The organism is Eilatimonas milleporae (assembly GCF_003688555.1).
Lineage (GTDB): Bacteria > Pseudomonadota > Alphaproteobacteria > Sphingomonadales > Kordiimonadaceae > Eilatimonas > Eilatimonas milleporae.
In genome coordinates this window covers 400,672-413,405 of sequence record NZ_REFR01000010.1, presented here as the reverse complement: position 1 = coordinate 413,405, position 12,734 = coordinate 400,672, and the positions used below count along the sequence as shown (strand labels likewise).

At 64.4% G+C, this 12,734-nt stretch carries 12 protein-coding genes; 8 read left to right on the top strand and 4 right to left on the bottom strand.

What is annotated here, in order from left to right:
- The first annotated feature begins 75 nt into the window (after positions 1–75).
- The 5 genes from BXY39_RS06695 to cbiB all read left to right on the top strand — a co-directional run bounded on the left by BXY39_RS06695 (position 76) and on the right by cbiB (position 5,405).
- Positions 76–912 carry an ABC transporter substrate-binding protein gene (locus BXY39_RS06695; RefSeq protein ID WP_170163680.1) on the top strand — a complete coding sequence of 279 codons (837 nt, stop codon included), beginning with the start codon at positions 76–78 and terminating at the stop codon, positions 910–912.
- Between the two features lie 102 nt (positions 913–1,014).
- Positions 1,015–2,022, top strand: a complete 1,008-nt coding sequence (locus BXY39_RS06690; RefSeq protein WP_121938066.1) for a FecCD family ABC transporter permease — start codon at positions 1,015–1,017, stop codon at positions 2,020–2,022.
- Positions 2,019–2,882 (top strand): ABC transporter ATP-binding protein, encoded by an 864-nt coding sequence (locus tag BXY39_RS06685; RefSeq protein WP_121938065.1) that lies wholly within the window; start codon positions 2,019–2,021, stop codon positions 2,880–2,882. The genes BXY39_RS06690 and BXY39_RS06685 overlap by 4 nt, the downstream gene beginning before the upstream one ends.
- On the top strand, positions 2,879–4,429 hold the full coding sequence (locus BXY39_RS06680; protein ID WP_121938064.1) for a cobyric acid synthase: 1,551 nt from the start codon (positions 2,879–2,881) through the stop codon (positions 4,427–4,429). Before BXY39_RS06685 ends, BXY39_RS06680 begins: the two co-directional genes overlap by 4 nt.
- 4 nt (positions 4,430–4,433) lie before the next feature.
- Entirely contained in the window at positions 4,434–5,405 is a 972-nt protein-coding gene (gene cbiB / locus BXY39_RS06675; protein ID WP_211332119.1) for an adenosylcobinamide-phosphate synthase CbiB, read from the top strand.
- On the opposite strand, the gene cobS is transcribed toward cbiB, so the two are convergent.
- Genes cobS through cobU form a run of 3 tightly spaced genes read right to left on the bottom strand, consistent with a single transcriptional unit; the run spans position 5,402 to position 7,745 of the window.
- Positions 5,402–6,181, bottom strand: a complete 780-nt coding sequence (gene cobS / locus BXY39_RS06670) for an adenosylcobinamide-GDP ribazoletransferase (RefSeq protein ID WP_211332118.1) — start codon at positions 6,179–6,181, stop codon at positions 5,402–5,404. The two genes, cbiB and cobS, sit on opposite strands and share 4 nt — an antisense overlap.
- Positions 6,178–7,233 (bottom strand): nicotinate-nucleotide--dimethylbenzimidazole phosphoribosyltransferase, encoded by a 1,056-nt coding sequence (gene cobT, locus BXY39_RS06665; RefSeq protein WP_121938062.1) that lies wholly within the window; start codon positions 7,231–7,233, stop codon positions 6,178–6,180. Before cobT ends, cobS begins: the two co-directional genes overlap by 4 nt.
- A complete protein-coding gene (gene cobU / locus BXY39_RS06660; RefSeq protein ID WP_121938061.1) occupies positions 7,230–7,745 on the bottom strand; it encodes a bifunctional adenosylcobinamide kinase/adenosylcobinamide-phosphate guanylyltransferase in 516 nt (171 codons plus the stop codon). Before cobU ends, cobT begins: the two co-directional genes overlap by 4 nt.
- 83 nt (positions 7,746–7,828) lie before the next feature.
- On the opposite strand from cobU, the gene BXY39_RS06655 reads away from it, so the two are divergent.
- From BXY39_RS06655 to BXY39_RS06645, 3 genes are all read left to right on the top strand, one after another.
- A complete protein-coding gene (locus BXY39_RS06655) occupies positions 7,829–8,458 on the top strand; it encodes a histidine phosphatase family protein (protein ID WP_121938060.1) in 630 nt (209 codons plus the stop codon).
- Between the two features lie 490 nt (positions 8,459–8,948).
- Positions 8,949–9,917, top strand: a complete 969-nt coding sequence (locus BXY39_RS06650) for a DUF2336 domain-containing protein (RefSeq protein WP_121938059.1) — start codon at positions 8,949–8,951, stop codon at positions 9,915–9,917.
- 73 nt (positions 9,918–9,990) lie between these two features.
- On the top strand, positions 9,991–10,362 hold the full coding sequence (locus tag BXY39_RS06645) for a helix-turn-helix domain-containing protein (RefSeq protein WP_121938058.1): 372 nt from the start codon (positions 9,991–9,993) through the stop codon (positions 10,360–10,362).
- 116 nt (positions 10,363–10,478) lie between these two features.
- Here BXY39_RS06645 and BXY39_RS06640 read toward each other — a convergent pair whose 3' ends face one another.
- The gene (locus BXY39_RS06640) at positions 10,479–12,731 is read right to left on the bottom strand and encodes a TonB-dependent siderophore receptor (RefSeq protein ID WP_170163679.1); all 2,253 of its coding nucleotides are present in this window, start codon (positions 12,729–12,731) and stop codon (positions 10,479–10,481) included.
- Positions 12,732–12,734 lie beyond the last annotated feature (3 nt).

Here is a 12,734-nt window from a genome sequence, read left to right as displayed (position 1 = left end):
GCAGGGGCCGGGCGAGTCAGGCGGTTTGCCGCGAGGTCACTGGCCATATCCTTGGCGGCGGTGTCGGGCCTTCTGATGGCAGGGGGGACGGCCCCCCTGCCCGCCACGGCGCAGGAGCGGGTGCTGTCGCTGGATTACTGCGCCGACCAGTATGTGATGGCCCTGGCGGACGGCGGGAATATCCTGGCCGTATCCCCGGCGGCGGCCAGCGAATATTCCTATCTGGCGGACCGGGCACAGGGCCTGGCCGCCTTGCGTCCCACCGGTGAACAGGTGCTGCTGGCCGATCCGGATCTGGTGATCCGGCAATGGGGCGGCGGGTACAATGCGGCCGCCTATCTGGACCGGTTCGGCATACCGGTGGTCCAGGTGTCCTTCGGCACCACGGTGGACAGCGTGCGCGAAAACCTGCGCCGCATCGCGGACGCACTGAACGCCCGGCCGCGCGCCGAGGCCCTGATCGCGGACATGGACCGGCGGCTCGCCCGTGTCCGGGCCGGGCACGCCCCGCGCGCGGCGCGGCCTTATGGTCTGTATGTGACACCGGGCGGCGTGACCAGCGGGGCCGGCACCTTCGTCCACACCATGATGGAGGCCGCCGGTGTGCGCAACATCATGGCCGTGGACGGCAAGACCGGCTGGCGCGGCATCAATCTGGAGACCCTGGCCTTGAGGCCGCCGGACCTGATCATCGGTGCGTTTTTCGACCTGAAATCCAACCATGTGAACCACTGGTCCATCGCGCGCCACAGCTTTTTAAAGGATATGATGGAAACAACGCCGACCGTTTTCATTCCCGGTGCGCAGGTGGCCTGTTCCGGCTGGTTTTTCGCCGATGCGGTGGAAAACATTCACCGGACGGCACGGACGATACAGACGATGCAACACCCGACCCTGGCCAGCCGGGAATGAGCGGACCTAAAAGGGAACACCGGTCCAACAGGCAATGATGGACCGAAAAGGAAATACGGGTCCAAAAAGGATTACGGGCCCCAAAAGGAATATCGGCAACGCATGAACAGGCGCGGTCTTTTTTCACGCTGGCCGGCCGCATGGCTTGGCCTTGCGGTTCTGGCAACAGCCGCCGTCAGTCTGACCATCGGCTCGGCGCCGCTGTCGCTGGCCCAGGTGATGGCCGGCCTTTTCGGGGACGCGGGCACGGACCGGGTGGCCCTGATCGTCCAGGACATCCGCCTGCCCCGCCTGCTGGTCGGCATGGCTGTCGGCGCGACACTGGGCATGGCGGGCGCGGCGCTGCAGGGGCTGCTGCGCAACCCCCTGGCCGACCCCGGCGTGATTGGTGTCAGCGCCAGCGCGGGCCTGGGCGCCGTCATCGCCATTTATTACGGGGCCGCCGCCGCTTCCAGCTATGCGGTGCCGGCCTTTGCCATGGGGGGCGCGCTGATCTCGACCCTGCTGCTGTACGGGTTGGTGCGGCGCGACACCAGCGTGCTGACCCTGATCCTGGTGGGGATCGGCATCAGTTCCTTATCCGGTGCTTTAACATCGCTGGCCATGAACCTGTCACCAAACCCTTTTTCGTTAAGTGATATGGTGTTGTGGTTGCTGGGGTCGCTGGCCAACCGCTCCTTCACCGACCTGTGGATCGCCCTGCCCTTCATGGGGCTGGGATGGGTGTGCCTGATGGCCGGCGCGCCGTTTCTGCGCGCGCTGTCGCTGGGCGAGGAAACGGCGGCAACCATGGGGGTCAACCTGATCCGGGTGCGCGGACTGGTCGTCGTGGGCACGGCGCTCAGCGTCGGGGCGGCGGTGGCGGTGTCCGGCACCATCGGCTTTATCGGCCTGATCGTGCCGCACATATTGCGCCCCCTTGTCGGCCATGATCCGGCGCGGCTGCTGGTGCCGAGCGCGCTGGGCGGCGCCCTCCTGATCCTGCTGGCGGATATGGGCGTGCGGCTGGCCCCGACGGACCGGGAATTGAAAATCGGCGTCCTGACGGCGCTGATCGGCGCGCCGTTTTTCCTGTTTCTGGTGCTGAAAACCCGCAGGGCCATGCGATGAACGCCCCACATGCGATGGGCGCCTTGGCCGCCCGGGACATCATCGTCAGCGTCGACGGCACGCGGTTGCTGGACGGTGTGACCTGTGCCGCCGCCCGGGGGCGGGTGACCGGGCTGATCGGTCCGAACGGCGCGGGCAAATCGACGCTGCTGCGCAGCTTTTTGCGCCTGCAGGCGGTGGACAGCGGCCAAATCCTGTTCGGGGACCGGGATATCACCACGGTGCCGCCGCACCGGCTGGGGCGGGACTTTGCCTATCTGGCGCAGGGGCAGACCATACACTGGCCCCTGAGCGTGGAGGCGGTGGCGGCGCTGGGCCGCGATGCCTATCACACGCCGTTTGCCCGCATGGACGACGAGGACCAGGCGGCGGTCGCCCATGCGCTGAGCGCCACCGGCCTCGAGGCGTTGAAAGCCCGGCCGGTGACCAGCCTGTCCGGCGGCGAGAAAGCCCGGGCCTTGCTGGCGCGGGTGCTGGCCAGCGAGGCCGGCGTCATCCTGGCGGACGAGCCGGTGGCCGCCCTGGACCCTTATCACCAGCTGGCGATCATGGAATTGCTGCACGGCCTGGCGCATGACGGCGGAGACAATGACGGCGGAGACAATGACGGGGAAAACAATGGGGGACGGTCCGTCGTCATCGTTCTGCACGATCTGGGCCTGGCCCGCCGGTTCTGCGACGATGTGATCCTGTTGCACCGGGGCACGGTGGCGGCCAGCGGCCCGGCACAGGACATCATCACGCCGGAACATCTGGAGCCCGTATACCGGGTGCGGCTGGATTTCGCCGCGTCGGGCGCGGTACAGCCGGTCGCGCGGCTGGACGGGACGCCGGACGGGCAGCCGGACGGGGCGCCGTGACCAGGGCCCTGATGCTGCAGGGCACCGGCTCCGACGTCGGGAAATCCTTTCTGACTGCGGGTCTGTGCCGGGCGCTGGTGCGCCGGGGCCTGGCGGTGGCGCCGTTCAAACCGCAAAACATGTCCAACAATGCCGCCGTCGTCGCCATGGGTTCGACTGAAGGCGGGCCGGAGACAGGCGGCGCCCCTGGGGATAGCGCCCAAGGGGATAGCGAGACGTTTCAGGGGGAAATCGGGCGGGCGCAGTGGCTACAGGCCGTGGCGGCACGCATGGAACCGACCGTGCACATGAACCCGGTGCTGCTGAAACCGCAAAGCGACCGCACCAGCCAGATCATCGTCCAGGGCCGGCGTTTCGACGCCGCCACGGCCAAAGGGTATCAGCAGCGCAAGGAAACCCTGATGCCGTTCGTACTGGACAGTTTCGCGACCGTCGGCAAGGACATGGACATCGTGCTGGTGGAAGGCGCCGGCAGCCCGGCGGAGGTCAATCTGCGGGCGCGCGACATTGCCAATATGGGCTTTGCCCGCGCCACCGACACGCCCGTCATCCTGGTCGGCGATATCGACCGGGGCGGCGTCATCGCCGCCATCGCCGGGACGCGGACCGTGCTGGACCGGGCGGACGCCGCCATGATCCGGGGCTTCATCATCAACCGGTTTCGCGGTGACGTGTCGCTGTTTGACGACGGCATCACGACGATCCGCGAGCATACGGGCTGGCCCTGTTTCGGGGTGGTGCCGTGGCTGGACGCGGCGGCGGACCTGCCGGCGGAGGACGCCGTCATTCTGGAGCGCGGCGGCAAAACGGACCGCGACGCCGGATGCGTCATCGCGGTGCCGATGCTGTCGCGTATCGCCAATTTCGACGATCTCGACCCTTTGAGGGCGGAACCGCACGCCGACGTCGTCTTCGTGCCGCCGGGCCGGCCACTGCCGCGGGCGGACCTGATCCTGCTGCCGGGCACGAAGTCGACGGTTGCCGACCTGGCCTTTCTGCGCGCCCAGGGCTGGGACATCGACATCCACGCCCATGTGCGCCGGGGCGGCCATGTGCTCGGTGTGTGCGGCGGCTATCAGATGCTGGGCCGGCATGTCCACGACCCGGACGGGGTGGACGGCAGCGCCGGCGGGGCCGAGGGCCTCGGGCTTCTGGACGTGGAAACCGTCATGGCGCCCGCCAAGACGGTGCGCACAAGCGGCGGCATATGGCACGGGCATGGGCATGATGGGGGCGGGTCCGGGGCCCAGGTCACGGGCTATGAAATCCACATGGGCCGGACGGAAGGGCCCGGTCTGGCGCGGCCGATGCTGAGCCTGGACGGCGCGGCCCACGGGGCGGTCTCGGCCGACGGGCGGATCATGGGCTGTTATCTGCACGGCCTGTTCACCGGGGACCGTTTCCGCGCCGCTTTCCTGAAACGCCTGAACGCGGAGGCCGGCATCGGCGATTTTCGGGCGCATGTGGACAGCGCCCTCGACACCGCCGCCGCCGGGCTGGAAAAGCATCTGGACATTGACGGCCTGCTGGCTGTCGCGGGGCTGTAAGCCCGTGTGGGACGCGGCCCTGTGGGCGGCCCCGCCCGCCGCCCTGCTGCTGGCCGCCCTCATATGGGATGCGGCCATCGGCTATCCCGACGCATTGTACCGGCGCATCGGCCACCCGGTGACGTGGATCGGCGCGCTGATCACACGCGGCGACAGGGTGCTGAACCGGGACGGGGCCCGGCCTGCCCTGCGGCGGGTTCTCGGCATCCTTTTCATTGCCGGGCTTGTCGGTCTGTGCGGCGGTGAGGCCGGCGTGCTTGCCGCCGGCCTCAAGGGCCTGCCGTTCGGCTGGATCGGCGATATGCTGATCGCGGCCTCGCTGCTGGCCGGGCGCAGCCTGTATGACCATGTGCGGGCGGTCGCCCGCGCCCTGCACCAGGAGGGGCCGGACGGCGGGCGGGCGGCAGTGGCGCGCATCGTCGGGCGCGATGTGCGGACGCTGGACGAAACCGGCATCTGCCGCGCGGCCATCGAAAGCCTTGCGGAAAATTTCTCGGACGGGGTGATCGCCCCGGCGCTCGCCTATCTCGCCTTCGGGCTGCCCGGCATCGTGGTCTATAAGGCCGTCAACACGGCGGACAGCATGATCGGGCACAGGGACGACCGCTACCGGCATTTCGGATGGGCGGCGGCACGGCTGGACGACGGGCTCAACCTGCTGCCGGCACGCCTGACCGCCCTGCTTATCGCCGTGGCGGCCGGACGGCGCTGCCCCCAGGCCCTCGCCGCCGCCTGGCGGTATGCCGGGGCGCACCGCTCGCCCAATGCCGGCTGGCCGGAAGCGGCGATCGCTGGCGCGCTGGACCTGCGTCTGGGCGGGCCGCGCGCTTACGGCGACATGGCGGTGGCGGGCGCCTGGCTCGGCGACGGACGGGCGGCGGCAACGCCCGACGATATCGACCGGGCCCTTGGTCTGTACAGGCGTGCCATGCTGCTTTTCGCCGCCATGGTGGCCGGTGTGCTGCTGGCCGCTTAAGACGGCAGCAGGGCGGCAAGGACAACCCAGCCGGCACATTCGGACAGCTGCTGGCCCGCGCCGAGCAGATCGCCGGTATATCCGCCGACCTGCCGCCGCGCGGTCCATGCGACACAGGCGGTGGCGGCAATGACGGCCACGCCCATGCCCGCGCCCATGCCAAAGGGCCAGAACACCAGCGGCAAAGCGGCCAGTATGAGCCCCGCGACCACCACGGCCCGTGGCGGGTTGCCGGCCACGGCGCCCATGCCGCCCGTCCGCGCCGGGGCGAGACCGGCCAGCATCAGGACAATCGCCCCCCGACTGGCGCAGGCCAGCGTGACAAGGGCGGCCGCACCCAGGGGCAGCGGCAACGCCGACAGCGCCGCGATCCGCAGGCCAAGGCTGAGCACGACGGCCACGGTGCCATAAGTGCCGATGCGGCTGTCGCGCATGATTTCCAGCTTCCGGTCCACTGTCAGGCCGCCGCCAAGGCCGTCGGCGGTATCCGCCAGGCCGTCCTCATGAAAGGCGCCGGTGGCAAGAATGGTCGCCGCAAAGGCCAGAACCGCCGCCACAAGGGCCGGCACACCGAGGCCCGCACCGGCAGCCCAGACGGCGGCGCCGAGGCCGCCGACAAGAGCGCCCACCGGCGGATAGGCCCAGACACTGCGCGACAGGTCCGGCGGGCCGTCATCCGCAAGCCGCCAGACGGGCAGACGCGTCAACAGCATCAGCGCCGCGCGCAGATCGGCCAGAAGATCGGCCAGAAGATCGTTCAGCGGACGGTCCGTCATGTCTGCACGCCCGCCTCATCCACACCGGCGTCGGCAAAGGTCGCCATGCCGGTGTGGCAGGCCAGCGCCCCCCGCAGAAGCCCCAGGGCGACCGCCGCGCCCGTGCCCTCGCCAAGGCGCATGCCCAGATCAAGCAGGGGCTCCTTGTCCAGACACGCCAGCAGCCGGGCATGCCCCGGTTCCGCCGAACAGTGGCCGGCCAGCGCGTGGTCCAGCCCTTGCGGGTTGAGCGCGTGCAGCACCGCCGCCGCCGCACAGCAGATGAACCCGTCCAGGAGAACCGGCACGGACAAAAGCCGCGCCGCCAGAACGGCGCCGAACAGCGCGGCCTGTTCCCGCCCGCCCAGGGACGCCAGGATGGCCAGCGGATCGGCGGGCGTGTCGACACAGCGGGTGTGACGGGCGAGAGCGGCGGCGACCACGGCGGTCTTGCGGGCGATACCGGCACCGTCCAGGCCAGTGCCGGGGCCGACCCAGTCGGCGGGGTCGCCGCCGAACAGCGCACAGGCCAGGCCTGCCGCGACCGTGCTGTTGCCGATGCCCATTTCCCCGAGCAGGACGAGGTCCGCCCCTGGGTCCACCGCCCCCACCCCGGCATTGACGGCGGCGAGCAAAGCCGCCTCGTCCAAAGCCGGACCTTGTGTGAAATCCGCCGTCGGCCGGTCCAGATCCAGCGCGGTGACGGACAAATCGGCGCCGTATATGCGGCAGAGCTGGTTGATCGCCGCCCCGCCCCGCCGGAAATTGTCGACCATCTGGGCCGTGACGCTTTGCGGATAGGGGCTGATCCCCTGTTCACAGACACCGTGATTGCCGGCAAAGACCAGGGCCTGAACCGTATCGAGGCGCGGCATGGCCCGCCGCTGCCAGCCGGCGAGGAAAGCGGCCATATCCTCAAGCCGGCCGAGCGATCCTTGCGGCTTGGTCAGCCGGCTTTGGCGCGTCCGGACCATGGCCACGGCGGCACTGTCCGCGTCCCGGTCCGTCAGGCCGGCGGCCAGATCCGATATTTCGGATATACCGGCAAACGCTATGCGCCCGTCCGCCCTCATGCCGGTTTCACCGTCATCGGCAGACCGGCGACCATGAAAACCACTTCATCCGCCACGGCCGCCACCGCCTGGTTCAGGCGCCCGGCCTCATCGCGAAAGGCCCGCGCCAGCGCGTTTGCCGGCACGATGCCGAGACCGACCTCATTGCCGACCAGGATCACGGGGGTTTTCGTACCCCGCAGATAGTCGCAGAGCACGCCGGTCTCTGCCGCGATATCGGCGTCCTCCTCCATCAGGCGGCTCAGCCACAGGGTCAGACAGTCCACCAGACGCACGCCAAAGCCGTCCTCGGTCCGGCGCAGGGTCTCGACGAGCGCGGTCCCGTCTTCATGGGTGTGCCAGTCCGGACCCCGGCGCGTTTGGTGCAGGCGGATCCGCGCGGTCATTTCCGTGTCGCGGGCCTCGGCCGTTGCCAGATAGGCCCAGGGGGGTGCATATGCGGCGGCGCGGTCCTCGGCAAAGGTGCTTTTGCCGGAGCGGGCGCCGCCGGTGATGAGAAGAATTCTTGCCAAGGGCGCGGCCCCTTCTGAGAATGACGGAACGGATGGCGGGTAAAGCCAATGAATGATTCATCTTTTAGACCACAGGGTGGGCCGTGAAAAAGACCGTTGCGACAAAAATCCTGTTCCTGCGGCATGCGCCCATCCGCGATGCCGGCCGGCTGCACGGCCGCAGCGACGCGGACGCGGATTGCACGACCGTCACGCCGCAATCCGGTTTCACCCTCGCCGGACAGGGGATCGACCATATCGTCACCAGTCCGGCGCGGCGCTGTGTCCAGACGGTCCACGCCCTGTGGCCGGAGGGCCTACAGTCAGATGCGGCCAAACTCGGCATCAGTACGGACCCGCGCCTTTGGGAACAGGATTTCGGCGACTGGGAGGGCCGCCCCCACACCGCCTTGCCCGATCTGGGGCCGATGCCGGGCGATACACTGGCGCGGCACGCCCCGCCGAACGGCGAAAGTTTCATGGATGTCTGCGCCCGGGTGCGGCCGGCCCTGGCCGGGATGGTGGCCGGGCATGGCGGCCAAACCCTGTTCGTCTGCGCCCATGCCGGCTCCATCCGCGCGGCGCTCGCCGTCGCACTCGGCCTGTCGGGCGGGCAGGCCCTGAAATTTCAGATCGCACCGCTGTCCCTGACCGTCCTGACCCATTTTGAAGACGATCTGTGGGCGGCGGCGCAGGTGGGGGCACAGGGACTAACCGTGTCCGGGATTTCCTAATAATCTTTCACAAAACGGGCAAACTTTAGCCGAGTCGCACTGATAACCCTGTCATTTCGGCACAAAAAAACCATGCGGCACACCCTGAACAACCACTGCCATGACAGTCTTTTCGGAATGCGGTGCCCCCAACATGTGAAGAACCAAAAATTGTGGCCGGTTGTCAGTGCAACCGATACGGAAAACCAAGAGGGTTGTTTGAAGAACTCAACAAAAAATAGTCTAAATACAACATCATATCTTTAATTGATCAACCGCGCGAAGTTCAGGTTTTTTTCAGGAAGATGACAGTTTTTATGTAGGACTTATATAGCCAAGGAAACCTGTGGTGGTTATGTGAAATTACACAATTCCCGACCCAGGGGTTTTATAACTGGTAGAATTTTCAACAAATCCGATTTATTTTTAAGAATTTGTTAATGATTGCAGTAGAAATAATTGCATTCATTAGGGGGTCGGGCAACGTTTGCGAGAAGAACGGGCCCAACCAATGAACCAGACAGCAAGCAACCTTGCCAATATTTCCACGGAAACCAAGCTGGATCTGACACTCTGCGCCCAACAGTATTTTTCAAGCGAATGGGACCCGGGCGAAGAGACGGACGAGAATAAGAGTTTTGTGGAGGGCATAACCTGGGCCCTGGCAAGGGACACGGACGTTACCGTCAGAAAAGACTTATCGGAAAAACTGGCGACATGCGAAAATCTGCCGCTGGACTTGGCGGAAGAAATCGCCAGCGATATCGAGTGTGTGGCCACACCCTTTCTTATCCACACAGACGCCTTTACCGACAAACAGATGGCCAATCTGGTTCCTTTTTTAAAGGAATACGCCGTATCGGTGTTGGCGAAACGGCCAGATCTCAAGGACCAAACGGTTTATGCCATCGCGGTTTCCGGCGGTGCCCAAAGCGTTACACTGCTGGTCGTCAACAAATTCATCATCCTGACCGACAAGGCCGCACGGAAAATCGCCGAACGCTTTCACGACAACCGGTATCTGATGGATATGCTGGCCCTGAGGCTGGACCTGCCGATCGACGTGGTGAAGGACATCATAGAGGCTGTGTCCTCTTTCGCCCGTGAGAAGCTGACCACCAACTATGCCATCAAGGGGTCGGTGACGGCCGTCAAGATGAATGTGCGCGGTACCGACTGGATCATGCAGCAGGTCAAAAACGCCGACCCGGGCCAGGTGCATTCCATTGTCATCAATATGCGCCAAAGGGGCGAGTTGTATCACTATCAGGCGCTGGAGGTTGCCGAGGAAGGTTGCTTCTCGTTTCTGGTCAGCACACTGGCACTGCAATCGGGGGAAACCCTGGGCTATGTGCGGGACGTGCTGAGCCTGAAGGACGGCAAGGCCTTTGTGAAACTGCTGCAACGCGCGGGCGTGAACAGAAATCTCGGTGCGCGTTTTTTGCGTGTGGTGAAACTGCACAACGAAGCCCGCCACTAAAAGAGTTCAGACTATCGAATACGGCATTTTCTCCCTGTCCAGACCTGATTACCTGACAAAAAAGGGGCACTTCATGACAGACACTGCACATCCCATCGACATTTATGTCGGGAAAAGAATACGGGACCGGCGAAAATATCTCAGACTGACCCAGCGCAGCCTGGGCGAGGAACTCGGCGTTACCTTTCAGCAGATACAAAAATATGAACAGGGCAAAAACCGCGTCAGTTCAAGCAGCCTGTACAAACTGGCCAGACTGCTGGATGTGGCCATCGGTTATTTCTTCGAAGACATCGGCGGGAAACCCTGCGGCTGTGCAAACGGTAAAAAATTCGATGCCTACCAGCGTCAGGAAACCCGCGACATTGTCAGTGCGCACCAGCGCATAGCCGATCCCGCCGATAGGGATAAACTGATGCAGTTGATCAGGGTTCTCGGCGGTTAACTCCGGATATGGGGGCTGTATACCGGATGCCGCCTGTGTCTGTGCCGTGCCGGCAAACCTGAAACGCGGACGTGTTCCGTCCCGCCTGCCGGCACGGCGGCAGCCCCTGACCCCGGTCAAAAGCGGGCCGTGACCTCCACCCTGACCGTGCGGGGTTCGCCGGGGAAATGGCCGGTACGCGAGATAAAGCCGCTTTCGGCATAGACCTTGTCGAACAGGTTCCGCACATTGACCTGAAACTGAAGGTTGCGCCAGTTGGTGATCCAGCCGGCGTCGAAGATGGCGTAAGGGTCCACCTCCTGGCCGCTCAGGCTGATACGCTCCGAGACATATTCACCGCCGAAGGTAATGGCCGAGGCAATGACCGGGATGTCATACCGCGTCCAGAAGCCGAGCTGATGGTCGGGCGCATTGGCGAATTCGTCCCCGACGGCATTGATGATTTCGTCCGAACCCTCCAGAATGACCGTGTCATTGTAGGCGTAATTCAGGGCAACGGACCATTCCGTGGTGATATCGCCGACAAGATCGACCTCGACCCCACGGGACCTGGCTTCACCGATAGTGGCCAGCGCCCCGGTCGGGGCGTCGGGCGCGGGGTCCGCCACAAGAATATTGGTCTTGTTGATCTGATACAGCGCCGTCTGCAGATAGACCTTGTCCTGCATCAGATCCCATTTCGCACCCACTTCGAACAACCGGCCCCGTTCGGGATTGAAGGGACCGCCCGCTTCCGGTTCCTGACTGGCAACCCCTTGCGGCGTGAAGCCGGTGGAAAAATTGAAATAGGTGGTGAAGCTGTCGGTCCAGTCATAGACAAGACCGGTCCGCACCGTCACCGTTTCATCGCTGGCTGACGCGACGGCCTCGGTTGCCTGGCCGGTCACAAGAATGGTCTGCACAGAGTCCAGATCTTCGGAAAAGCCTTCAAACCGGGCGCCGAGGGACAGTTTCAACCGATCCGTCACGGCAATCTGATCCTGGGCGTAAATGGCCCACTGGTCGAACTGGGTTGTCCGCTCGGTCTGGAAAAACGGGTCGAACAGGTCGGGGTTGGAATTTCCGTAATCAGGGTCGATCAGATTCAAATCCGGCACGATAAAATTCGGCGGGAATTGCCCTGCACGACGGGAGTCCGACGATATCAGAAAAAAATCCTCCCCGTCCCTGCGAAAGAACTCCCCGCCGAACAGGAAAGTATGCTCGGTATCGCCGATATCGAAATCATAGACGAATTCAGCCAGTGCTGAATATTGTTGGATATCGCGGTCCTGATCGCGAAATTCCCGGCGTACACGGGCAACGCCCTCATCATTGATGAAAAGACCGCGGTTTTCATGATAATTCTGACGCTCCTGGCTCAGAACCGCACGGCCAGAGAGGGTGAAGGACAGAGCATCCGTCAGTCGCTGATTGAAAGACCCGGTGAAGGCCGTTGCCTCCAGACGCTGAAAGTCCGTCTCTTCATTGGTGTTGAAACGCCGCGTGGTCAGAAATTCGCCTTCATCATCCACCGGCACGCCCCGCAGACGCGCGCCCTGAAAATCCTGTTCGACATAGTCGAATTTCAACCAGGCCTGTGTATCGGGGCCGGGTCTCCATTCAATATCCGCCGCCAGAACCAGATCTTCCTTGTCCGTGTTGAAACGGAACGGTTCCACATCCTCATAGGCCGCGCCCAGACGGAACAGCAGGGTTCCGGCCTCGTCGAGCGGTCCGGTCACCTCGGCCCGCGCGCCGCGCAGGTCAAAATTGCCGCCGACCAAACGGACGTACCCGCCGAACTCATCGTCCGGCCCCCGGGTGGCATAGTTGATCAGGCCGCCGGGCTCACCGCCGCCGAACAGGGCCCCGGACGGCCCCTTGATGACTTCCACCTGCTCGATATCGAACAGCAGCGGTACGGAAAAGCCTGAAAACGGGTCGCCGAGCAGGCCGTCATAGCGGATTTCATCCTGGCGAAACCCGCGGAAAGTGACACCGGAATAGCTGAAGATGGAGACTGAGGAAATGTTGCGATACAGGTCGGTGATCTCAACGGCGCCCTGATCCTCAATCAATTGTTTTGTCAGTATTTGAATGGATTGTGGAATATTCTTTAAGTCATCCGGGAACTTGTTGCCAAGGCTTGGCGTTGTTTGCAGATAAAATTGCTGTGCCCGTCCGGTGACAAGGATTTCTTCTGCCACATCCACCTCTTCAAGGCCGTCGGTCTGAGCGGTTTCCGTCTGGTCCGCAGCCCGCGACATACCGCTATCGTCCCGCACAGATGTCTCCGCCCCTGCTCCCGCTGCCGCCGTTCCGCCAAAAGCGGCCAGCATGATCGCGGCCAGCGACACTGTCGCCAGCCCGGATGCATCTTTTTGCACCGT